This is a genomic window from Psychromonas aquimarina ATCC BAA-1526 (genome assembly GCF_000428725.1).
GTDB lineage: Bacteria > Pseudomonadota > Gammaproteobacteria > Enterobacterales > Psychromonadaceae > Psychromonas > Psychromonas aquimarina.
The window spans coordinates 81,711-106,083 of sequence record NZ_AUAM01000019.1 but is presented as its reverse complement, the minus strand read 5'-3'; the positions used below and the strand labels follow the sequence as shown (position 1 = coordinate 106,083).

General features: G+C 42.6%; 19 protein-coding genes and 1 riboswitch. Of the genes, 11 read left to right on the top strand and 8 right to left on the bottom strand.

What is annotated here, in order from left to right; all coding sequences use genetic code 11:
- Nucleotides 1–380: 380 nt before the first annotated feature.
- From G337_RS0108840 to G337_RS0108820, 5 genes are all read right to left on the bottom strand, one after another.
- Nucleotides 381–983, bottom strand: coding sequence for a peroxiredoxin C (locus G337_RS0108840; RefSeq protein WP_028863571.1), 603 nt, complete (start codon nt 981–983; stop codon nt 381–383).
- Nucleotides 984–1,167: 184 nt separating this feature from the next.
- Nucleotides 1,168–2,010: a 1,4-dihydroxy-2-naphthoyl-CoA synthase gene (gene menB, locus G337_RS0108835; RefSeq protein WP_028863570.1), complete on the bottom strand. Its 843-nt coding sequence runs from the start codon at nt 2,008–2,010 to the stop codon at nt 1,168–1,170.
- A 41-nt stretch (nt 2,011–2,051) separates the two neighbouring features.
- Complete coding sequence (gene menH, locus G337_RS0108830) at nt 2,052–2,831, bottom strand: 2-succinyl-6-hydroxy-2,4-cyclohexadiene-1-carboxylate synthase (RefSeq protein ID WP_028863569.1); 780 nt, start codon at nt 2,829–2,831, stop codon at nt 2,052–2,054.
- A complete protein-coding gene (menD, locus tag G337_RS0108825; protein WP_028863568.1) occupies nt 2,818–4,557 on the bottom strand; it encodes a 2-succinyl-5-enolpyruvyl-6-hydroxy-3-cyclohexene-1-carboxylic-acid synthase in 1,740 nt (579 codons plus the stop codon). The genes menH and menD overlap by 14 nt, the downstream gene beginning before the upstream one ends.
- 13 nt (nt 4,558–4,570) lie before the next feature.
- Nucleotides 4,571–5,869 (bottom strand): isochorismate synthase, encoded by a 1,299-nt coding sequence (locus tag G337_RS0108820; RefSeq protein ID WP_028863567.1) that lies wholly within the window; start codon nt 5,867–5,869, stop codon nt 4,571–4,573.
- 99 nt (nt 5,870–5,968) lie between these two features.
- On the opposite strand from G337_RS0108820, the gene menA reads away from it, so the two are divergent.
- The 11 genes from menA to G337_RS0108760 all read left to right on the top strand — a co-directional run bounded on the left by menA (nt 5,969) and on the right by G337_RS0108760 (nt 18,800).
- Nucleotides 5,969–6,892: a 1,4-dihydroxy-2-naphthoate octaprenyltransferase gene (gene menA / locus G337_RS0108815; RefSeq protein ID WP_028863566.1), complete on the top strand. Its 924-nt coding sequence runs from the start codon at nt 5,969–5,971 to the stop codon at nt 6,890–6,892.
- A 222-nt stretch (nt 6,893–7,114) separates the two neighbouring features.
- A complete protein-coding gene (gene fusA, locus G337_RS0108810; RefSeq protein WP_028863565.1) occupies nt 7,115–9,208 on the top strand; it encodes an elongation factor G in 2,094 nt (697 codons plus the stop codon).
- 434 nt (nt 9,209–9,642) lie between these two features.
- Nucleotides 9,643–9,767, top strand: a riboswitch (TPP riboswitch).
- A gap of 81 nt (nt 9,768–9,848) precedes the next feature.
- Entirely contained in the window at nt 9,849–11,831 is a 1,983-nt protein-coding gene (gene thiC / locus G337_RS0108800; protein WP_028863564.1) for a phosphomethylpyrimidine synthase ThiC, read from the top strand.
- A 108-nt stretch (nt 11,832–11,939) separates the two neighbouring features.
- Nucleotides 11,940–13,448, top strand: a complete 1,509-nt coding sequence (gene thiE / locus G337_RS0108795) for a thiamine phosphate synthase (RefSeq protein WP_028863563.1) — start codon at nt 11,940–11,942, stop codon at nt 13,446–13,448.
- 40 nt (nt 13,449–13,488) lie between these two features.
- Entirely contained in the window at nt 13,489–14,241 is a 753-nt protein-coding gene (locus tag G337_RS0108790) for a HesA/MoeB/ThiF family protein (RefSeq protein ID WP_028863562.1), read from the top strand.
- The gene (gene thiS, locus G337_RS0108785) at nt 14,238–14,438 is read left to right on the top strand and encodes a sulfur carrier protein ThiS (RefSeq protein ID WP_028863561.1); all 201 of its coding nucleotides are present in this window, start codon (nt 14,238–14,240) and stop codon (nt 14,436–14,438) included. The genes G337_RS0108790 and thiS overlap by 4 nt, the downstream gene beginning before the upstream one ends.
- Nucleotides 14,439–14,440: 2 nt before the next feature.
- On the top strand, nt 14,441–15,238 hold the full coding sequence (locus G337_RS0108780; RefSeq protein WP_028863560.1) for a thiazole synthase: 798 nt from the start codon (nt 14,441–14,443) through the stop codon (nt 15,236–15,238).
- 4 nt (nt 15,239–15,242) lie between these two features.
- Nucleotides 15,243–16,361 (top strand): 2-iminoacetate synthase ThiH, encoded by a 1,119-nt coding sequence (gene thiH, locus G337_RS0108775; RefSeq protein WP_028863559.1) that lies wholly within the window; start codon nt 15,243–15,245, stop codon nt 16,359–16,361.
- A gap of 18 nt (nt 16,362–16,379) precedes the next feature.
- Nucleotides 16,380–16,775 (top strand): RNA-binding S4 domain-containing protein, encoded by a 396-nt coding sequence (locus tag G337_RS0108770; RefSeq protein WP_028863558.1) that lies wholly within the window; start codon nt 16,380–16,382, stop codon nt 16,773–16,775.
- A 187-nt stretch (nt 16,776–16,962) separates the two neighbouring features.
- Nucleotides 16,963–17,562, top strand: a complete 600-nt coding sequence (locus G337_RS0108765) for a YccT family protein (protein ID WP_028863557.1) — start codon at nt 16,963–16,965, stop codon at nt 17,560–17,562.
- Between the two features lie 230 nt (nt 17,563–17,792).
- Nucleotides 17,793–18,800, top strand: a complete 1,008-nt coding sequence (locus tag G337_RS0108760; protein ID WP_028863556.1) for a porin — start codon at nt 17,793–17,795, stop codon at nt 18,798–18,800.
- A 74-nt stretch (nt 18,801–18,874) separates the two neighbouring features.
- On the opposite strand, the gene G337_RS0108755 is transcribed toward G337_RS0108760, so the two are convergent.
- The 3 genes from G337_RS0108755 to uvrA all read right to left on the bottom strand — a co-directional run bounded on the left by G337_RS0108755 (nt 18,875) and on the right by uvrA (nt 24,275).
- On the bottom strand, nt 18,875–19,447 hold the full coding sequence (locus tag G337_RS0108755) for a lytic transglycosylase domain-containing protein (RefSeq protein WP_245597646.1): 573 nt from the start codon (nt 19,445–19,447) through the stop codon (nt 18,875–18,877).
- 97 nt (nt 19,448–19,544) lie between these two features.
- The gene (locus G337_RS0108750; protein WP_028863554.1) at nt 19,545–21,290 is read right to left on the bottom strand and encodes a PglL family O-oligosaccharyltransferase; all 1,746 of its coding nucleotides are present in this window, start codon (nt 21,288–21,290) and stop codon (nt 19,545–19,547) included.
- Between the two features lie 162 nt (nt 21,291–21,452).
- Nucleotides 21,453–24,275 (bottom strand): excinuclease ABC subunit UvrA, encoded by a 2,823-nt coding sequence (gene uvrA, locus G337_RS0108745; protein ID WP_028863553.1) that lies wholly within the window; start codon nt 24,273–24,275, stop codon nt 21,453–21,455.
- Between the last annotated feature and the right edge of the window lie 98 nt (nt 24,276–24,373).

The following is a 24,373-nucleotide window of genomic DNA, read 5'->3' as shown; positions in this document are numbered from 1 at the left end:
CAGCTTATTATTCTTCACTTAAATAAATGTACAGTACATTTATGAGCGGTATTTCCACTGATAGTGTTTTTTGAGTTAGCTAATTCTATCTCTGACTTTATTCTGCTGCGCAGAGACAAAAACGGCCTCTAAAAAGAGGCCGTTTTATTCTTAGTTAATTGGCTGGAGAGCTGGTTAACTGAAGTCTTTAATTACAGATCGTCTGAGTGCTCAGATAGGCTTTCTTTGTTAACGCAGCTGCAGCACCTTCTGTAGAATCATCCATAGCCGTTTTATCTGCAGCTCATCCAAACCTACAGCAGGTACAAAAACGACCTCGATAAAGAGGCCGTTTTATTCTTAGTTAATTGGCTGGAGAGCTGGTTAACTGAAGTCTTTAATTACAGATCGTCTGAATGCTCAGATAAGTACTTCGCAACACCTTCTGTAGAAGCGTCCATAGCGGCTTTATCTTTAGCCCATTGTGCAGGACAAACTTCACCGTGTTCTTCATGGAACTGCAGTGCATCTACCATGCGCAGCATTTCATCAATATTACGGCCAAGCGGAAGATCGTTTACTACCTGATGGCGAACGACACCATTTTTGTCGATTAAGAATGAACCACGTAGTGCAACACCCGCTTCTTCCAGTTCAACATCGTATGCTTTACAGATTTCGTGTTTAACATCAGCAACAAGCGGGTATTGAACTGCACCAATACCACCATCGTTGATAGCTGTGTTGCGCCATGCGTTATGTGAGAACTGTGAATCAATTGAGATACCGATAACTTCAACACCGCGCGCCTGGAAATCACCAAAACGTTTGTCGAATGCGATTAACTCTGAAGGGCATACAAAAGTAAAATCAAGAGGGTAGAAAAAGATAACCGCTTCTTTACCTTGAGTGAACTCTTTAAGGTTAAAGCTGTCTACGATTTCGCCATTACCTAGTACTGCCGCTGCAGTAAAGTCAGGAGCTTGCTTGCCTACTAATACCATGAGATTTTCCTCTTAAATAAGAATAAGTTAATAACACTGTGGTCTGCTATTTTATGTTTATAGCATGCGGGAAATTATAGACAGAATCGAATTGTTTATACCAATTAAATTGATAGTTTTTATCTATTGCGACAGGCTGGAGATGAAAATAAAGGGTGACAGGGCTGTCACCCGTAATTATTAGTTAAGGATTGCGGCCGAATTTAGAAAAGTCAGGCTTACGCTTTTCATTAAATGCGTTGCGGCCTTCCTGGCCCTCTTCGCTCATATAAAACAGCATAGTGGCATTACCGGCTAATTCCTGCAGGCCGGCTTGTCCGTCACAGTCTGCATTAAGGGCCGCTTTTAAGCAGCGCAGAGCCATCGGGCTGTTCTGCAGAATTTCACGACACCATTTTACCGTCTCTTTTTCTAAATTAGCCAGCGCCACAACAGTATTAACCAGTCCCATATCAACGGCTTCCTGTGCATCATACATGCGGCATAAAAACCAGATTTCGCGTGCTTTTTTCTGACCGACAATACGCGCCATATAACTTGCACCCCAGCCGCCGTCAAAGGAGCCCACTTTAGGTCCTGTCTGGCCGAACTGAGCATTCTCCGCTGCTATGGTTAAGTCACACATCATATGCAGAACATGACCGCCGCCCACGGCGTAACCGGCAACCATAGCCACTACAGGTTTAGGGCAGGTACGAATCTGGCGCTGGAAATCTAAGACGTTAAGGTGATGTCCGCCGCTTTCATCTTTATAGCCGGAATCACCGCGAACACTTTGATCGCCGCCGGAGCAAAATGCTAAATCTCCTGCACCGGTAAGAATAATGACACCGATTTTATCGTCATAACGAGCGTCATGCAGTGCCTGAATCATTTCATTAACGGTCTGCGGACGAAAGGCGTTTCTAACCTGCGGGCGGTTAATGGTGATTTTGGCAATGCCTTCTGCTTTATCATAAATAATATCAGTAAAGTTTAATTCACTTTTCTGCCAGGTAATCGGCGCGTAAAAATCTAAGTCAGCCATCTGATTCTCTTCTTATTATTAGTAGGTGTATTGTTAAAAAGTTATTCACTAAAGTGCTGCTGAATAAACTGTGCGTATTGTAACGGGTCCTGCTGATGAAGGTTATGACCTAAACCAAAAAATTCTGTTACCTGAATATTCGCGGCGCTAAAGCGAGTGCTTAACTGTTTAAATTTTTTATCCTTTTCACCAAAACAGTAATAGACCGGCAGGCCGCAGCTGAGCATAAACGGCAGTGCATCGCTCTGTTTAGCGAGACTGGTTGAAAGGAGCATATTTGCTAAGCAGACGCCGTAATTATGACTGCGTTTCTCAATCACTCTGTCTTTCTGCTCCGTTGAAAGGTCACTAAAAATATCCTGTTCATACCACTCATATAAGCTGTCACTAACACTTTGTGTAGCGAAACGCTTTGCCCACTGCAGGTCATGCTTATAACGAAGTTCTTTTTCACTGCCGCTTATTAATCCGCTATGGCAGGACTCTAGAAGCAGGCCTTGGATTCTTGTATCGTTCTGGGTGCGGGCATAATCAAGTGCAATTCTTCCGCCAAGCGAATAACCGATCAAGACATATTTCTGCAGCTGCAGATCATCCAGTGCATTTTTAATTAAACGGTGACAGCTTGCAAATCCTCCCTGCAGAGGACTTACTGTGGTAACCGAGTGGCCGTGTCCAGGCAGATCCAGGCTGATACAATAAAAGTTGTTTTTCAGCTGTTCGATGGTTTCAAACCAGTCCTGGTGACTGCCTAGAAAACCATGTAAAAAAACTAAAGCCGGATGAGCCGGGTTACCCTGGGTCTGACTAAAAAGTGGCATTTTTTATCTGCTCTTTAAGTGTTTCAAGTTGACTGTTAGTCTGGTTGTTTTCGACACAAATCTCAATTAAAGAGACCGAGTTTTGTAAAGCTTTCTGGTAATTCTGTTCAAATTCATCAAGTTTAGCAGGTTTATAATAATCGATAGAAAACTGCCTGCAGCTGTCTGCAAAGTTTAGACCGTGTGGAAGCTGGTAATAGTCCTGTTTTTGAGCTTCTGGTACGGCTAAAAGATTAAAGATTGCGCCGCCGTCGTTGTTGATAACAATAATAATAACGGGCTGCTTGAGCTGTTTTAATAATGCTAAAGAATTTAAATCATAGAGAAAGGAGGTGTCTCCTATTAACAGGGTGGTGACTTTACTGCTGCCTTTACTGACACCCGCCGTGGTTGCCGTCAGGCCGTCAATACCGCTTGCCCCGCGGTTAGTGAAGACCTGAGAGCGGTTTTTTTTCATAAACATGTCTGCGATCCGCACCGGCATGCTGTTGCCGATAAAAAATGGTTTATCAGCAGGCAGTAAATTATCTAAGCTGTGAACAACGGAAATCTCAGAGAGACAATTATTGTTGAAAAACGGGGTTAGGATCTGTTTTGATATCTGCTGATTATATTCTTTAAGTCTAATTAACCAGTTTTTTTCTATTTGCGGAAGCTGTTTCTTTTGTTCCTGAATCCATTCACCGGCATTCATTGTAAAGCGTTTATTTACGCGGTGGTTCGGATCAATACGGCGACAGCCTTCTTTGACCAGCCAGTACTCTCCGGCAAACTGCTCTATAAACCGGCTTAAGCGTTTTGAGATAAGCTGATCACCAAACTGCAGGATGATATCAGCCTGCTGCAGTTCTTTTTGGAAAGATGCATCCTGAAGTAACAGATCATAATAACAAATGTTGTTTTTACTGCCGCTCAGCGATGACTGAATATCGGCAAACATCGGGTAGTTAAAATCCTGTGCAAACTGTGCAGTTTGTAACGCCTGAGTTTTATCATTTAAGCGTCCGGCAATTATTAATACCTTTTTATCTGCCAGCGAAGCTTCAAAATTCACTCTGCTGCTCTGTTTGTGAATATAGCTGCTGAAAGGCTGCTCTGCATTTAACCACTGAGCCAGAGGGGATAAATAGTCCTGGTAGTTGATAATATTATTATCCGGATATAAAGGCTCACAAAAAGCAAGATTAAAATGGATCGGCGCCGGCTGCTCTTTCTGCTTAGCCAGACCTTGATCAATGGTTGTTAGCAGATAGCTCGGTTTAATCTGCTCTGTCGGACTGGGGATTTGTGCAAAAAAGCTCGGGTAATCAGAAAACAGGCCATGCTGATTGATTGCCTGGTTAGCCCCGCAGTTAATTAACTGCGGCGGTCTGTCTGCTGATAGTATAATTAACGGCACTTCACTCTGCTTCGCTTCAATAACTGCGGAATATAGATTAGCGGCCGCGGTTCCTGAAGTGGTGATGATAACCACAGGTTTATGAGAGGCTAAACTAATGCCTAAGGCTAGAAATCCTAAACCGCGTTCATCAAAATGTATATGGCTGACGGCTTTTTTATGATTGGCAGCCGCCAGAGTTAACGGTGTTGAACGGGAGCCCGGTGCAATGCAGAAATCAGTAATACCGTTACGTACCAGCTCTTCAATAATAAGTGCCGCCCATAACAGGTTAATATTTGAATATTGCTCTGTAAACTTGGAATCTTTATTAAATGATTCTCTCATGCTTATAAAATCCTCAGGCAGATAAAATATTTAAGATGGTATTTATTTTGTTATCTAACTCCTGCCACTCCTGACTTGCGATAGAGCCGGTTACAATGCCTGCACCGGCAAATAACTTTATATGGTCGCCGGCAATCAGGGCGGTGCGGATAGCTACGCTGAAATCACTTTTCTGCTTGCTGATATACCCGACCGCTCCGGCATACCAGCCGCGCAGGTAGGGTTCTTTATCATTGATAAACTGTAAGGCGGGCAGCTTAGGTGAGCCGCCTACAGCAGGAGTGGGGTGAAGCTTATATAATAAGTCCGCGTCGCTGGTATCAGCATCTAATGCCGCATTTATCGGTACACATAAATGCTGTACATGCTGCAGCTGCATTACGTGCGGTTCTTCGCAGCTGACCTGTGCTTTTAAGCGTTTAAGGTTGGCGATAATAAACTCCTGCACCAGGTAGTTTTCACGATCTATTTTTTTATCGCTTAACAGACTCTGCAATAATATGCTGTCTTCTCTGTCATTACGCCCGCGGTTAACCGTGCCGGCCAGTGCTTCGGTTTTAAGTTGATTATTTTCTCGTGAGAAGAGGCGCTCCGGCGAGCAGCCGATAAAGGCATGTTTTTCGGAAAACTGAAAGCTGAAATGAAAACTGTTCGGGTTAGCGCTCTGCCAGCAGCTGAGCAGATCCCAGTGGTTAACAGCTTGTTCGCAAATCAGCTCAGTTTGACGAGATAATACCACTTTAGGTAATAACGCTTTATATTCAATGGCTAAATCAACCAGCTCGGCCCATTGTGTCTGATCGGGCAGATCACTGCGGGAAATTATATGGTTATTAACACTGTTAATGGGAAGCGGTTTCTGCAGCCGCTTGACCAGCGCGATTGTTTCTTCAATATTGTTCTGACCGTTAAAGTGACAGGTCAAAGTAAGGCTTTCTTTATGCCGCTTAAATTCCAGTGCTGGACGGATAAAACGTACTGCCGGGAAATCATGCCACTGCTGACCATGCTGCTGAAAGGCGAGGCCGCCAAAATAGCGGGCCTGATCTTCAGGTAATGGAATACTGTCTCTTTCATCTATGCAGCCGAAGCAGGCTATTGTCTCCTGCTGTTCTTTGTCCTGCCAGTAAATAGTAGGAAAAATAGGAACATCGGCGGCTGACTGACCTTTTAATAAACTTAATAAATTCAAGGCGGAAAGTGAAATATCGAGATTGAACCTTGGTTTGTTACCTTGCTTTTCTGCAAACTGTTGTAATTGCTCGGTAATAAAATTAATCATCGATTTATAAATAGGTTTTGTTACAGGCATAGGCTGCTTATATATTTATAGATTTAGGTTTGTTAATGTAACGCGAAAATAACCTTATTCCTAGTGGAATAGACAATCAATCATTGTTTAGGATTTTACGTGAATCAAATTAAAGTTTGGATAAGCGCCATGCGTTTACGCACATTACCGCTGGCGGCCTCTTCGATTATTTTAGGTGCAGGCTTAGCTGTTCAGGCACAAATATTTGATCTGCTGATTTTTGTATTATCACTTATCACCGCTTTGTTATTACAAATATTATCTAACCTTGCTAATGACTATGGAGATGCAGTCAGTGGTGCAGATAATAAAAAGCGTGTCGGACCTAAGCGTTCCATGCAGACGGGACTGATCAGCCGTTCGAGTATGAAAAAAGCGATTATTGCAGTAACTGTTTTATGCTTTATCTCAGGTTTCAGTTTACTGGCAGCCGCATTAGGCTCGGATCTGCACAGCTGGCTGCTGTTTTTACTGTTTGGTGTGCTCTCTGTTGCCGCCGCCATTACCTATACCATGGGCAGGCTGCCCTATGGTTATCGGGCAATGGGGGATCTGGCGGTATTTATCTTTTTTGGTTTATTAGGGGTTGCAGGCAGTTATTACCTTTATGCTTTGACCTTTAACTGGTGGTTATTATTACCGGCATGCAGTGTCGGTATGTTATCGGTCGCGGTTTTAAATATTAATAACATCCGTGATATGTATACGGATAAAGACTCCAACAAAACCACGCTGGTGGTTATATGGGGAAGGAAAGCCGCTTTTAAATATCATCTGTTCCTGGTTTTGTGTGCACCTTTATTAGCTGCGGGTTATCTGTTCAATATTGAAAATGTGCAGATCTGGCAGTTTATGTTTCTGCTGACCTTAAGTCCGCTGATTAAAAGCTGCCTCTCTTTATATGAAGCGGTTTTCAAAGATCTTCGTGATGGAGAGCTGTTTAATCGCGAGTTAAAAAATACCGCTTTAAGTACTTTTGTCTTTTGTATCTTATTTGCTCTGGTATTAATTCCCGCTAATTAAGAGTAAATTTTCTATTGTAAAAATGATTTGAGCAGGAGATTTCGGCAATATTTTGCGCTTAAGCGGTCGATAATTGATGTTTTTTTAAAAATCAATCGAAATAATGGTGAAAAAAGCGACATATTTTCTATTTATTGTTAATTCTGTGTTCTGTTTAACGGTAAAAATTGTATAATGCGCCGGGAATATTGATTTCAATTTTTTACATACAGAGTATAAAAAATGACAGATTTAACTAAATACAGAAATATTGGTATTTTCGCGCACGTTGATGCGGGTAAAACCACAACTACAGAGCGTATCCTGAAACTTACTGGTCAGATCCACAAAACTGGTGAAGTACATGACGGCGAATCTACAACTGACTTCATGGAACAGGAAGCTGAGCGCGGTATTACTATCCAGTCTGCTGCTGTAACTTGTTTCTGGGATAACCACCGTTTTAACGTTATCGATACTCCTGGACACGTTGACTTCACTGTTGAAGTTTACCGTTCTCTTAAAGTACTTGACGGCGGTATCGGTGTATTCTGTGGTTCTGGTGGTGTTGAGCCTCAGTCAGAAACTAACTGGCGTTACGCGAATGACTCAGAAGTTGCACGTATTATCTTCGTAAACAAATTAGACCGTATGGGTGCTGATTTTTACCGCGTTGTTAAGCAGACTCAAGACGTACTAGCTGCTAACCCGCTAGTAATGGTTCTACCAATCGGTATTGAAGATGATTTCGTTGGTGTTGTTGACCTTCTAACTCGTAAAGCATACGTTTGGGACGAAACAGGTCTTCCAGAAAACTATAAAGTTGAAGATGTTCCTGCGGACATGGTTGATAAAGTTGAAGAATACCGTGAAATGCTGCTTGATACTGCTCTAGAGCAGGATGATGATCTATTAGAAGCTTACATGGAAGGCGAAGAGCCGTCTATGGAAGATATCAAACGTTGTATCCGTAAAGGTACACGTACAATGGACTTCTTCCCGACTTACTGTGGTTCTGCATTCAAAAACAAAGGTATCCAACTTATCCTTGATGCTGTTGTTGATTACCTGCCTTGTCCTACAGATGTTGATCCGCAGCCTCTTACAGATGAAGAAGGTGAACCAACTGGCCGTGTAGCAACTGTTGATGCTGAAGAATCTCTTAAAGCGTTAGCATTCAAAATCACAGATGACCGTTTCGGTTCATTGACTTTCGTTCGTATCTACTCTGGTACACTTAAGAAAGGTGATACGATCATGAACGCGGCTACAGGTAAAACTGAGCGTGTCGGCCGTATGTGTGAAATGCAGGCAGATGACCGTAACGAGCTTACTTCAGCACAAGCGGGTGATATCATCGCTATCGTTGGTATGAAGACTAACGTTCAAACTGGTCACACATTATGTGATCCAAAAGATCCAATCATCCTGGAAGCAATGGTATTCCCTGAGCCGGTAATCTCTATCTCTGTTCAACCAAAAGATAAAGGTTCAACTGAGAAAATGGGTATTGCGATTGGTAAAATGGTTGCAGAAGATCCGACTTTCCGTGTTGAAACGGATGAAGATTCAGGTGAAACAATCCTGTCTGGTATGGGTGAACTTCACTTAGATATCAAAGTAGATATTCTAAAACGTACTTACGGTGTTGACCTAGTTGTTGGTGAACCTCAAGTTGCTTACCGTGAAACAATCACGCAGGAAATTGAAGATTCTTACACACATAAGAAACAGTCTGGTGGTTCTGGTCAGTTCGGTAAAATTGATTACCGTATCAAGCCTGGTGAACCAGGTACTGGTTTTGCATTCACATCAACAGTTGTTGGTGGTAACGTACCGAAAGAATTCTTCCCGGCTATCGAGAAAGGTTTTGCGGGCATGATGGATACTGGTGTACTAGCTGGTTTCCCTGTACTTGACGTTGAAATCGAACTTTACGATGGTGGTTTCCACGCCGTGGATTCATCTGCAGTAGCATTTGAATTAGCAGCACGTGGTGCATTCCGTCAGTCTATCCCTAAAGCGGGTGCGCAGCTTCTTGAGCCTATCATGTCTGTAGACGTGTTCACTCCAGATGATCACGTTGGTGATGTTATCGGTGACCTTAACCGTCGTCGTGGTATGATCGCAGGTCAGGAAGCTGGTGCTACTGGTGTTCGTATTAAAGCTGACGTACCTCTTTCAGAAATGTTCGGTTACATCGGTTCTCTACGTACAATGACTTCAGGCCGTGGTCAGTTCTCTATGGAGTTCAAAAACTACATGCCTTGTCCTAACTCAGTAGCAGAAGCTGTTATCGAGAAAGTTAAAGCTGAAAAAGCTGCTGCTAAGAAATAATTTCTTTTAAATAAGAAGCTATTTTAAAGTTGTTAAGCCCTGGTAATGAAAGTTATCAGGGTTTTTTTATGCCTGATTCTCAGACAGCATGCCTTGTCTCTATGCCCAAAGAAAGGCGCAGCATAAGCTGTTGCCGAGAAAGTTAAAGCTGAAAAAGCTGCTGCTAAGAAATAATTTCTTTTAAATAAGAAGCTATTTTAAAGTTGTTAAACCCTGGTAATGAAAGTTATCAGGGTTTTTTATGTCTTAATTTTAGGGCCGTGGTTAGTTCTTCATGGAGTCCAAAAACTACATGCCTGTCGCTATGTTTCAAAGCATGCTGAAGCAGAAGTTGTTATCGCACTGTTAACTGAGTATTTGTTAGGCGCAGGCTGAACTTCATAAAAAATGCTAATTGTTCTATTTGATTTTAAAGTTTTTTCTTCTATACTGCCTGCTTCTTGTCGGAGCGCCCTAGGGCTGAGACCACTGATATAAATAAAACAGTTTATATCTTGATGTGGAATCCGTGGAACCTGATTGGGTTAATACCTGCGAAGGGAACAAGCATAAAGAAAACAGATCCGTTTTTTTTACTCTTTCCACTGAATTTTCGACAAGCACTCTTAAACACTCTTAAATAATTAAGGTAAAGAATGCTATGTCTAATCAAGTAAACTCAAATTTAAAAACCACCAGTCGTAAAGACTTATCCCGTAAAGAATGCCGCCAGGCCGCGCAGGATTATATCCAGAATTTAAATAATGAATCTTATCCGAATTCTGAAAAAATCTTTATCAATGGTGAAATTCACCCGATTAAAGTTGCGATGCGTCAGATTCATCAGGCCGATACCTTTGTCGGCGGAAGCTCCGATCACCCAGTTTTTGAAAAAAATGAGCCGATTCCGGTTTATGATGCATCAGGTCCCTATACTGATCCAAAAAGTGACATTGATGTGCATGTCGGATTAACAAAATTACGCGAAGCCTGGATCTCTGCCCGTGATGATGTTGAAACCTTAGCTAATGTAAGTTCTGATTTTGCTAAAGCACGTTTAGCTGATGAGACATTAGATGAACTGCGTTTTGCCGATTTACCCAAACCGCTGCGTGCTAAAAAAGGTAAATGTGTTACTCAGATGCACTATGCACGCCAGGGTATTATCACTCCGGAAATGGAATATGTTGCAATTCGGGAAAACATGGGACGTGACCGTGTAAAATGTGAAGCGTTACATTTTCAGCATCCTGGTCATAGTTTTGGTGCAGATCTGCAGGAGACAATTACCCCTGAGTTTGTACGTAAAGAAGTTGCTGAAGGCCGAGCTATTATCCCGTCCAATATTAACCATCCTGAATTAGAGCCGATGATTATCGGGCGTAACTTCTTAGTGAAAGTAAATTCAAATATCGGTAATTCATCGGTGAGCTCTTCAATTGAAGAAGAGGTTGAGAAACTAGTATGGTCAACCCTGTGGGGAGGCGATACGGTAATGGATCTGTCCACTGGTCGTAATATTCATGAAACCCGAGAGTGGATCATGCGTAACTCGCCGGTGCCGATCGGTACTGTTCCAATTTATCAGGCTTTAGAAAAAGTTAACGGTGTGGCAGAAAACCTTACCTGGGAAGTGTTCCGCGATACGTTAATTGAGCAGGCTGAGCAGGGCGTGGATTACTTTACTATTCATGCTGGTGTACTGCTGCGTTTTGTACCTATGACTGCCAAGCGTGTCACCGGTATTGTTTCCCGCGGCGGCTCGATTATGGCGAAATGGTGTTTATCTCATCATAAAGAAAACTTTGCCTATGAGTACTTCCGTGAAATCTGTGAGATCTGTCAGCAGTACGATGTTGCGCTTTCTTTAGGTGACGGTTTACGCCCGGGGTCGATTGCAGATGCAAATGACCAGGCACAATATTCGGAACTAGAAATCTTAGGTCAGTTAACTAAAGTTGCCTGGGAATATGATGTACAGGTTATCATTGAGGGCCCGGGCCATATTCCAATGCAGATGATCAAAGAGAATATGGATAAGCAGCTTGAAGACTGTTTTGAAGCGCCTTTCTACACCCTGGGCCCGCTGACTACGGATATTGCGCCGGGTTATGACCATATTACTTCCGGTATCGGGGCTGCTCAGATCGGCTGGTACGGCTGCGCAATGTTATGTTACGTAACACCAAAAGAGCATTTAGGCCTGCCGAATAAAGATGATGTAAAAGTCGGTTTGATTACCTATAAACTTGCCGCTCATGCGGCTGATCTTGCAAAAGGACATCCCGGAGCACAGATCCGTGATAATGCCTTATCCAAAGCACGCTTTGAATTCCGCTGGGAAGATCAGTTTAATCTTGGATTGGATCCGGTCACTGCGCGTGAATACCATGATGAAACCCTGCCTCAGGAATCCGGTAAAGTTGCGCATTTCTGCTCCATGTGCGGGCCGAAATTCTGCTCTATGAAAATTACCCAGGATGTGCGTGCTTTTGCAGATAAATTAGACAGTGGTGAAATTTCTATTCAACTGCTGGATGAAACCGTTACTATGACTGCTGAGCAGGGTATGGCGGATAAAGCCGATGAATTTAATGCTTCTGGCGCTGAAATTTATCAGCCTCCGGTATTAGATAAGGTTTAATTTTCTGCTTGTTAGCTGTGTTTCATTTCCTGAAACACAGCTAAGCTACTGTATCCGAAAACATTAATATATTAAACAGTGCAGACTGTTCAAATCAGCAGGTAAAAAATGAGTAATATTGTCTGGACAATAGCCGGATCCGATTCGAGTGCCGGTGCAGGTATTCAAGCCGATCTTCATACTTTTAAAGCATTAGGTGCAGACGGATGCTGTGTTATCAGTGCTGTTACTGCGCAGAATTCACAGTCTGTGAGTTTAGTAGAAAGCGTTTCTGAACAGATGTTTAGTGAGCAGCTGCTGCGTTTAGCCGAAGATATGCCCGCCAAGGTTATCAAAATTGGTTTAATCGCCAGTATTAAACACGTACAGATCCTCGCTGAAAAACTAGCCGAGTTTAAACAAACCTGGACTAATCCTCCTTTTGTTATTTACGATCCGGTTGCCGTGGCATCAACGGGTGACAGTATGGTTGAAGAAGGTATAAATGAGGTCATAAAATCTGACCTACTGCCTTGTGTGGATTTGTTAACGCCGAATGCCAGTGAAGTACTTACTCTATCCGGCCATGCTTTAATCAGTGGTGAATCATTAAAAGGTGCCGCTGAAAAGCTTATCTCAATGGGCTGTAAAAGCGTGCTGATTAAAGGCGGGCATTTTCCGCTGGTGGATGAAATTGCGCTGGATTACTGGACCGATGGTAAACGTGAAATAGCCTTAAGCAGTGAACGTTTAACTAATGTACATACTCATGGTTCCGGCTGCACGTTAGCCAGTGCTCTTACCGCCGCCATGGCGCTGGATTATTTTATCGAAGATGCTTTAGTCATTGCCAAAGCCTATCTAAATCAAGGCTTAAAAGCATCAAAAGCGTTTGGCAAAGGCGAAGGTGCGGTTGCACATATCGGCTGGCCGAGCAATAAAGCAGACTTTCCAGAAGTTGTTCTGCCGGAGTCTAAAATTGGTTATGAATTAGATCTAACCGGTACTTTAGAGGCGGGACCGGGTTTTGCTTCTTGCGGTACGCAGCAGCTGGGACTATACCCAGTATTAGACAGTATTGCGTTAATTGAAAAAGTGTTAAAGGCGGGCGTAAAAACAGTGCAGCTGCGTATTAAAGATAAGCAGTCGGAGCAGGTTGAACAGCAGATAATTGATGCTGTGGCGTTAGGCAGAAAATATAATGCCCGCCTGTTTATTAATGATTACTGGGAGCTGGCGATTAAACATCAGGCCTATGGTGTGCATTTAGGTCAGGAAGATATGGATGTTGCGGATCTTGCTGTGATTGCCGATGCGGGTTTACGTTTAGGTCTGAGCACCCATGGTTATTATGAGATGCTGCGTGCTAAGCAGTTAAGGCCAAGTTATATTGCGCTCGGCCATATTTTTGCCACGCAGACCAAAGATATGCCGTCGGATCCGCAGGGATTAAGACGTTTAGCTAAATATGCGCAGCTGCTTGCAGGTACTGCAACTGTGGCGATTGGCGGTATTAACCTGGAGCGTGCGCCTGAAGTGTGGAAAACCGGGGTCGGCAGCATTGCTGTGGTAACAGCAATAACTTTGAGTGATGATCCCGAAACTGTGATTGATTCGTTTAATCAAGTGATGCAGTAGTTTTAAACTAACTGATTTATTAATCTTATTGAGGTGAAGCATGCTTACTGAATCGGAAATGTTACGTTACAGCCGTCATCTGTTATTAGAAGATGTTGGTGAGTTGGGGCAGAAAGATCTTAAAAACGGCAAAGTGCTGATTATTGGTATGGGCGGATTAGGCTCTCCGGCCGCTATGTATCTGGCAGGTGCAGGGGTCGGTTCACTGGTTTTATGTGATTTTGACTGCCTGGAAGTGAGTAACCTGCAGCGCCAGATCGGTTATCAGACCGGTGATATCGGCGGCGATAAAGTTGAGCTGATGAAACATCGTCTGGAAATGATTAACCCGGAAATTCGGGTGCGCAGTATTAATCAGGAGATGGCAGAAGATCAGCTTCTGATGGAGCTGATGATGGTCAATCTGGTGCTGGACTGCACAGACAATATGGCGAGTCGTCAGATGATCAATGCAGCTTGTGTAAAAGCAAAAGTACCGCTGATTGTCGGTGCCGCCATTCGTTTAGAAGGGCAGTTAATGTTTTTTGATCATCGCCAGGCTGATTCTGCCTGTTACCACTGTTTATTTCCTAACAGTGACGAGCAGGCTCTTAACTGCAGTAATTCAGGCGTACTGGGGCCCGTAGTTGGTACGATCGGCACTATGCAGGCGCTTGAAGCGATTAAACATCTTGTCGGGTTACCCTCAGGTGTAAAAAATAAACTCAAGCTGTTTGATGGTAAAACGCTTGACTGGCAGACTTTTGCCGTCAAAAAAGATTCTGAATGCAGCGTGTGCGGGAAAAACAGATGAATATATTTGTAAATGAACAAGCCTTAGAGGTTGCACCAGACTGTAATATTGAGGAGCTGCTGGAAGTGCTGGATAAACCATTACAAGGCACAGCTGTTGCAGTTAACCAGAATATTTTAAGCCGCTCATTATGGGGGGATTATTTTTTACAGGAGGGGGACCAGATATCCCTTTTCCAGGCAATAGCAGGGGGCTGATTATGTTATTTAATGAAATGGTCGATAATGACCAGCTGGTGATTGCGGATAAAACCTTCACTTCGCGTCTGTTCACCGGGACAGGTAAATTTAACGATCAGCAGACCATGGTTGATGCACTGCAGGCTTCGCAGTCGGAATTAGTCACTATGGCGTTAAAACGTGTTGATATGCAGCACAAAGATGATGATATTCTTGCTCCGCTGATTAAGAACGGCATGAATTTACTGCCTAATACCTCCGGAGCGCGTAATGCCAAAGAAGCTGTTTTTGCCGCCCGGCTGGCACGGGAGGCACTGCAGACAAACTGGGTTAAGTTAGAAATTCATCCGGATCCTAAATATCTGCTGCCGGATCCGATAGAAACGCTGCAGGCCGCTGAAACCTTAGCAAATGATGGTTTTGTGGTTTTACCCTATGTACATGCCGATCCGGTTTTATGTAAACATTTAGAGTCTGCCGGCTGTGCCGCCGTGATGCCTTTAGGTGCGCCGATAGGTTCAAATAAAGGACTAAAAACCATGGAGTTTTTAGAAATTATTATTGAGCAGGCTAATCTGCCGGTGATTGTTGATGCTGGAATAGGCAGTCCTTCCCATGCTGCCTTAGCCATGGAAATGGGCGCCGATGCGGTACTGGTAAATACTGCGATGGCAGTGGCCGCCAACCCGGTTGCTATGAGTGAAGCATTTGCTAAAGCGGTCCAGGCTGGACGGCAGGCTTATCTTTCCGGTTTAGCCGGGCAGGTAAACCATGCTGTTGCATCAAGTCCGCTGACGGCTTTTTTAGAAGCGGAATAATAGAATGACCTTTAGCGAGCAGATAAAAAACTATCAGTGGGACGATATTCGTCTTTCTATATATAGTAAGAATGCAGAGCATGTTAAGCGGGCTTTATCTAAATCGCGTTTAGATTTAGAAGACTTTAAAGCATTAATTTCACCGGCTGCTGAGCCCTTTTTAGAGCAGATGGCTTTGAAATCTCAGCGTCTCACCCAGCAGCGTTTTGGTAAAACCCAGCAGTTTTATATCCCGCTGTATCTGTCGAATATGTGCAGTAATATCTGCACCTATTGCGGTTTTTCAATGCACAATGCTATTCGCCGTACCACCTTAGATATGCAGCAGATTGAAGATGAGTGTCTGGCCATAAAAAAAATGGGCTTTGAGCATATTTTATTAGTGACGGGCGAATCTGAACGTAAGGTCGGTGTTGAATATTTCAAGCAGGCTTTACCTGTTATTAAAAAGCATTTTTCTCATATCACCATCGAAGTACAGCCCCTTGAGCAGAATGAATATGAAGTGTTAATTGATTATGGTGTTGATTCGGTTCTGGTCTATCAGGAAACTTATAATTCAGTTACCTATGCAGAGCATCACCTTAAAGGTAAAAAATCTGACTTTATCTATCGCCTCGATACACATGACCGGCTTGGCAAAGCGGGCATTCATAAAATGGGGCTTGGCTGTTTAATCGGTTTGGAAGAGTGGCGCACCGATTGTTTTTATGTGGCGGCCCATCTTAGTTATCTTGAGAAAAAATACTGGCAGAGCCGTTATACGATTTCATTTCCGCGTCTGCGCCCCTGTGAAGGTGGTATGGAAATAAAGTCTGAAATGAATGATAAGCAGCTGGTGCAGCTTATTTGTGCTTATCGTTTATTCAATCCTGAAGTAGAGCTGTCGCTTTCTACACGTGAATCAGAGCATTTTAGAAATCATGTGTTACCGTTAGGTATTACCACATTAAGTGCGGGTTCCAGTACTCAGCCGGGCGGTTATGCACAGCAGGCTGAAAAAGCCCTTGAACAGTTTGAAATTTCTGATGACAGATCCCCCGCGCAGATGGCAGAATTGGTGAAAGCGCAGGGTTATGAAGTGGTCTGGAAAGACTGGGATCATAGTTTAACTGCAAAATAATTGAGAAGAGAAGTTGATATGACTGACCACGAGTTTGAAGAAGAGCAGGAAATTTACGCTACCTTGGTAGAAATAAAGCAGGAACCGACTGAATTATATAAGATATTAAAATTCGAAAGCCTGGTTTCCGGCGGCGGAGAAGCGAAGCAGGTGATCGCGGAAGGTTATGTTTTTGTTAATGGTCAGGTTGAAACTCAAAAGCGCAAAAAAGTGTATGCAGGGGATCTGATCAGCTTTAATGATCAGCATTATCAAATCGCTTTAAAAGGTGAAACTGCAGATTATGAGTTTGTTGAGCAGGAAGATCGTGTCGAAACCTCTTATCTGGCGACGCAGACCGCTGCCGAAAAAACGCAAAAGAAATCTGAAAAACAGCATAAAGTAAAGAAAGCCCGTAAACCGATTAGTTTTTAATCTATACCCATTTCAAATAAAGCACTTCGATTATTCCTTTCTAACTCGCTGAAGTGCTTAAACTGTTTTCAACTCTGATATGAATATGTTTAAATCAGCCAATGAAACTCTATCGCCCATTTAACCCATGTGGTTTGACGGCTCTCTATTATTAAATCTGTATACAGATATTTTTAAGGTGTAAACAATGAAAAAATTTATTGCTGTAAGTTTACTGCTGCTGGGCAGTTCTAATATATGGGCAGATTCACTGACAATATCTAAAGAATTTGAATTTATTGCCGTGAATGGTAAGGAGGTATCAAGCTCGCTGTTTAATAAAATAAATAAGGTGACCCTGCCCGTTGGTCTGCAGAAAGTGGCGATACAATACAAAGAGACTGTGAGAGATGACGTAGGCAACGGATTTACGCCGGTTAAGTCCTCGCCTATTATAGTTTCTCTGCAGGTAACCACCGGCGGCCAGTACCAGCTTTCCTCAGCAGAAAAAATAACTTCTCTTAGCAAAGCTAAGGCCTTTGCTAAATCCCCTGAGGTTAAAGTTACAGATCAGCATGGTAAGCTCGCTTCTTATTCTCAGAAGTTATCTGTTGAAGTTGATCGCGGTGTGATCGGTAATATGATTGATAAACATGACAGCGAGGTAAAAGGGCGGGCGCTAAAGGAAACCAGTGCATTAACGGGCAAGCCGAATACAGCAGAAGAAAAGCTTTATTATTGGTGGAATGAAGCCGATGACGAAACCAGAAAGCAGTTTGCAGACTGGGCGAACAAGCAGATCCAGTAATCTCTTAATTTATTATCAAATCCTCATAAAGGCCATTTTATGCAGAAATGGCCTTTAAAGTAACCGCAACTCTTTGTTTTCATCATCGAGAATATTTAATTTTTATAAATAATTGACTTGTTTTATGTTTTAATGTCGTTTTGATTTTGTTAGTGTTCTACCCATTGACAAACAATGTCCAATAAAGTTCAAATTAATTAAATTATTCCACTGACTTAAGAGAATTGATTATGAAAAAAACACTATTAGCTGTTGCAGTACCAGCTGCTTTATTTGCAAATGCAGTATCTGCTGTTGAACTATACAACGATGAAGTAAATACTTTTGCTGTTGGTGGACACGTATCTGCTGGTCTAGCAGGATCTGAAGAAGGTGATACTGAAGTAAACTCAGTCTCTCCACGTATTAATATCGAAGCAACTCGTGACCTTGGCAACGGTTTTGTTGTTGATGCAAAAGCAGAGTGGGCTTTGGATATGCTGGATGGTGGTGATAACTCATTTACTACTCGTCTTGGTTACCTTGGCCTGACACATGAAGCTTACGGTCGTACAGTTGTTGGTACTCAGTGGGCGCCGTATTACGATGTAGCCGGCGTAGCGGATTTACCAATCGCTTTTGCAAATGAATTCTTATACACAGATCACGGCAATATCGGTACAGGCCGTGCTGATAAGATGGTTAGCTACCGCAACGGTGTAGACTTTGGTGATTCTGGTGCTTTAAGTATTGGTCTAGGCTGGCAGGGGGCTCATAGTGATACTGTTGGTTCAATCACATCATACGGTGAGCGTGCACAGATCGCATTAAGCTATAAAGTAATGGACTTCTCCCTAAACTATGCTTATAACACAGGTCATGTTACTTTTTCTGGTAAACAGGAAGATGCAACAGCTCAAGTTATTTCAGCATCTTACGGTAGTTACGGTAAAGGTTTATACATTGCCGGTGTTTATGCACAGAATGAATTTATTGGTGATTTCGAGAAAACTAATAACTACGAATTCCTTGCCGCTTATGCGCTTGCAAACAGCTTAAACTTCAGTGTTAACTTTGAAGAAGTTGAAAATGACAAATTAAACAAGACAGTTAGCAGCACATCTGCCCTGCAGGTTGAGTACAACTTCCTGTCAAACGTTGTTGGCTACGCTGGTTACCAGTTTGATCTAGGCGGTGACGGTATTTACGATACGAAGAAAGATGATATGTGGATGTTCGGCGGCCGTGTATACTTCTAAGAATTACTTAAGTTAATTAAGTAAACACTAAAAGCTCCTGCATTTGCCGGAGCTTTTTTGTATCTGGCGTATTTTTATAGATTATCTTTGTAGTAGTGGTAAAAGCGCATTACTTTTGCTACATAGTTTTGTGTTTCAGGGTAGGGCGGAATTTGCCGATTGTAACGTCTTACCGTCCCTTCTCCTGCATTATAAGCAGCTAAGGCTAGTTTCTTACTTTTAAACTCTTTCAGCAGTTTATTTAAATAAAGCGCACCTGCATGAATGCTCTGTTTAGGGTCAAAGGGATCATCAACACCAAAGCGTTTAGCTGTGACCGGCATCAGCTGCATTAACCCTTTTGCTCCCGCTGTGGAGACTGCCTTACGCTGATAACTTGATTCTGCAGTGATCACTGCGTGAATAAATTCCGGTTCTAAATTATATTTACCGGCTGCCTGGACAATTAAATCATGGTATCTATTCTGCAGTGTTTTGCTGTTTGGTATTTTGATATTGCTGTAACTTTTTTCTTTCCAGTTTTTAAAGCTGCCTGGATTTTCATTCGTTTCACTGCGTAATAATAAACGGTAATTATCATTCACTTTACGCTGTGAGAAATGCTGATTACCGCTACGGTCGATATAGATATAAATGTCCGCGCACACTTTATGAGTCAGCAATAGACTGAAGAATAGCGGTGGTGCAATTTTAACTATTTTATATCTGAAAATCCGTTTCATTATAAATTTACACTCTGATTTATTATTGAGTTTGTAATGCTCTGCTTTCTGTTATCTGGCTCGAACTAGCAGCTGATTTTTGAGCTGAACTACTACTTTCAGTTTGTTTAACCGGTTTATCAATATCTGCTAATTGTTTATCTCGTGGGTATAAATAGCGCGCATAATCTAACACTTCTTTGGCTTTTTCTACCTGATTGTTATTAATATAAGCCAGATACAAAATAATATAAAAGAATGACTTTGGTTTAACTTCAAGTACTTTCTTGGTTGAGTCTATAACCGACTGAATCTCTTCTGCTTTATTAAGCCTGATCGCCATGGACAAACGGAAATAATTAAGATGAAACTCAAATCTATCTTCAAAAACTAAAGGGTTGATAATATCCATTAATAAGCGAATGTCGGGTTGCTTGCTGCGTTCATAGTTGGTGATTTTAGATATGGTATACAGGTTTGTAACCATAAAAACAGTGCTAAACAGTGGAATTAACAGAGCGAAAACCTGCAGTGCAAAGGTCGGCCTGAAGATTTTTTCCTGTATCGTTTCCGATTCATAATCGATATAAAACACCAATACAATCAGCACCAGCCAGTGCAGAGCAGAATGATAAAGCGGGTACTCTGTCTGCGTATGTATAGCAATGGGGATAACTAACGCTGTTAAAGCTAATGCATGGGGTAATTTGAAAGCCCGCATTAAACGAATAAAACAGATAACCAGCAGTAAAATCGCCACTATTGGTATTAGGCCACCCTCCACTGCCCAGAATAACATATCGTTATGCGGGTGGGTTAAATGTGTTAGCCCTGGGCGAGATAGTTTATCCGCAACTTGTTCTGCGTGAGTGATTAAATAATTTTTTTCGAATCCACCATATCCGTATCCTAACAGTGGTTTGTCCTTTATCATCTTCCAGCTGTGTTCGTATATAGTAACTCGAATGCCAGCTTCTTTTAGGTTGTCAATGTTTCGTGTATCTAGAGCTTCGCCTTTGATCATTGCAAAACCAAGCCCTAAGGAAATAGCAATAATAAAAGCCCCCAGTTTCTTTTTATTACTCTGCCACGCCCAGGGAATAAATACAAGCAGGGCGATTAGTGCGCCAAGGTAACCTGTACGCGACATGGTGACAGTAATAACCCACATATTAAGCAGGGCGGTGAGCAGCAAAAAAAACTGTAATTTTCTGCAGTTAACCAGCTGCAGCAGATAACCTGCTAATATCAGCGTTGTTGCCATAAAAGAAGCCAGTACATTCGGTTGTTGGAAGATACCATAGGGGCGACCATATCCTACATCATAACCAAAGATATTAGCTGCAGGTAAAAGATAATCCTGCATTAGGCTGTAACAGGACTGTATAAAACCTGCAAGTACGATTAATAATAACAGGCGCTCTATATGAATACGCTTAAACTGAAACTGCTGCAGAGAAACAAACAGCAAAAAACCGGCGCACAGTCCTATTAAACGGGTATAGCTTTGATCCGCCAGTTCATTATTGGGATAAAATAGAGGGATTAAAAATAGTACTACTGCAGTTAAAAATACGAGAGTAAAACGGGAATAGTAAATTTTCTGCTGAACAGTGATTTTCCATAAACCTAAACCAATCAAAGTGGAGAAAAAGATCCATACTACATTGTTTTGTGCTAATTCAAGCCCGCTTCCTCCCTGATTATGCTGAAAATAATGGGCGCCAAGGCCCATTAATAATGCAAAGGTAATAAGAAAAGCCCGTGTTAACTTCTGTTGTAAATCCATTTATTTTCCTGTTTATATACCTAAACTAGCTGCTTGTTGATTTATACTGCTGAAAGCTAGTTTGAGAGCCAGCAGACAATAGAGCTGCTGCCTGCCTATTGTACGCTGTTAAGCTCTTCGAATCAGCCTGTTAAGCACGATTATTAAGTAGTCTAGATATTATTATTTTTCTAAAATAGGTTTCAGGAATATTCCTGTATAGCTGCCGGAAACCTTGATAACATCCTCTGGAGTACCTTCTGCAATTATCATACCACCGCCATTGCCGCCTTCAGGCCCTAAATCAACAATCCAGTCTGCTGTTTTAATAACATCTAAATTATGTTCAATAATAACAATGGTATTACCATGATCGCGCAGAGTATGAATGACTTTTAAAAGCTGAGCAATATCATGGAAGTGCAAACCGGTTGTCGGCTCATCAAGAATATACAGGGTTTTACCTGTATCACGTTTTGAAAGCTCTTTTGCCAGCTTCACACGCTGTGCTTCCCCCCCGGAAAGTGTTGTTGCCGCCTGTCCTAAACGAATATAGGAAAGACCTACATCCATTAATGTTTTTAGTTTACGAGCAATAACAGGCACGGGTTCAAAAAACTTAAAGGCATCTTCAACTGTCATATCAAGTGTCTGGTGGATGCTTTTTCCTTTGTATTTAACTGATAGGGTTTCACGGTTATAACGCTTACCTTTACAGGCATCGCAGGGCACATAAACATCGGGTAAAAAGTGCATTTCAACCTTGATTACACCATCCCCCTGGCAGGCTTCACAGCGTCCGCCTTTTACGTTAAAGCTGAAACGTCCTGGTTTATAACCTCGAGCGCGAGATTCCGGTGTAGCCGCAAACAGTTCGCGTATAGGGGTAAATATTCCTGTATAGGTTGCCGGATTGGATCTTGGTGTGCGCCCGATTGGGCTCTGGTTGATATCAACCACCTTATCCAGATGGCTTAATCCGCTTATTTTTTTATAGGGCGACGGTTGAATCGTGGTGGCTTTATTGAGCTGAGTTTGCGCCAGCGGGTAAAGCGTATCGTTAATTAAGGTGGATTTACCCGAGCCGGAGACCCCGGTGATACAGGTTAAGACACCTACGGGTATTTCCAGATTCACAGATTTGAGGTTATTACCCGAAGCTTCACTTAATTTAATCCATTTATCGGTTAAAGCGGTGCGCTGTTTTGGGACTGCTATCTCTTTGCGCCCGCTGAGGTAATCTGCAGTTAATGAGTTTTCTGCATTAATAATGTCCTGATAATCACCCTGAGCGATTATATCTCCGCCGTGAATACCTGCGCCCGGGCCGATATCAATAATATGATCCGCCTGACGGATAGCATCTTCATCATGCTCCACCACAATCACTGTATTACCTAAATCACGCAGGTGAGTCAGGGTTTTCAGCAGGCGTTCATTATCGCGCTGATGCAGACCAATGGAAGGCTCGTCTAAGACATACATTACTCCCATTAAACCTGCGCCAATCTGGCTGGCAAGGCGGATCCGCTGTGCTTCACCACCGGAAAGAGTTTCAGCACTGCGCTCTAAACTTAGATAATTAAGCCCGACATTTACTAAGAAACTAAGCCGCTCTAAGATCTCTTTTAAGATCTTATCGGCTATTTTGGCTTTCTGCCCCTGCAGTTTTAGGGTACTGAAAAAGGATTCCGCTTCTGCAATTGATAATTGTGCGATGTAGGGCAGGTTGACATCATTAACAAATACGTGGCGGGAGGCTTCTTTTAATCGTGAACCTGAACAGCTTGAACATGGCTGGCGGTTCATATATTTGCTCAGGTACTCACGCATCGCGCTTGACTCTGTTTCCCGGTAACGGCGGGAACGGTTAGGCAGTACGCCTTCAAAAGCATGCAGACGCGAGACCTGATCGCCTTTATCATTACTGTATGAGAACGATATTTTCTGCCTGCCTGTGCCGTTTAATACATAACCCTGATGTTTTTTAGAAAGTTCCTGGAAGGGGGTGTCCACAGAGAAACCATAATGGTCACTAACCGCCGACAGCATTTGGAAATAATAGTTAGATTTACTGCTCCAGCCTTCAATAGCGCCGTCAGCAAGGCTTAAGGTTTTGTCTGTTACTACTAACTGCGCATCAAAGTATTGTTCGATACCTAAACCGTCACAGGTTTCACAGGCGCCGGCCGGGTTATTAAAGGAAAAAATACGCGGCTCTAGTTCTGCAATACTGTAACCGCAGTGCGGGCAGGCAAAGTTTGCCGAGAAAAGCTGCTCTTCCTGCTCTCCATCCATAAAGGCTAATACTGCTGAGCCGTGACTTAAGTTTAGTGTAGTTTCAACCGATTCAGCTAAACGCTGTTTTAAATCATCGCGCACCTTAAAACGATCCACCACTACTTCAATGGTATGCTTTTTATGCAGTTCTAATACCGGCGGATCGCTTAAGTCACAAATATCACCGTCAATTCGTGCCCGTAAAAAACCTTGTGCGGCCAGGCTTTCAAAGGTTTTAACGTGTTCACCTTTACGCTCTTTAATAATCGGCGCAAGCAGCATCATTTTACTGCCTGCCGGGTTGCTTAAAATTGAATCGACCATTTGGCTGACTGTCTGCGCGTTTAGTGTGACATTATGGGTCGGGCAGCGAGGATCGCCGATACGTGCGAACAGAAGACGCAGGTAGTCATAAATTTCGGTAATTGTACCCACAGTTGAGCGGGGATTATGAGAGGTGGATTTTTGTTCAATAGAGATTGCCGGTGATAATCCTTCGATATGTTCAACATCCGGTTTTTCCATTAACGATAAAAACTGGCGGGCGTAAGCTGATAATGACTCTACATAACGACGCTGCCCTTCTGCATATAAAGTATCAAATGCTAAAGATGATTTTCCTGAGCCGGACAAGCCGGTAATAACAATCAGCTTATCGCGAGGAATGGAAAGATCTATATTTTTCAGGTTGTGGGTTTTCGCGCCACGAATTTCGATATTGTTCATGATTTCCTCAGCATTTGGACTTTTGGTATACAGATAAAGTTTAACGGTAACAGGAGAATTGTATACTGTAAATTAAAACAGTACACGTAAATTTACTG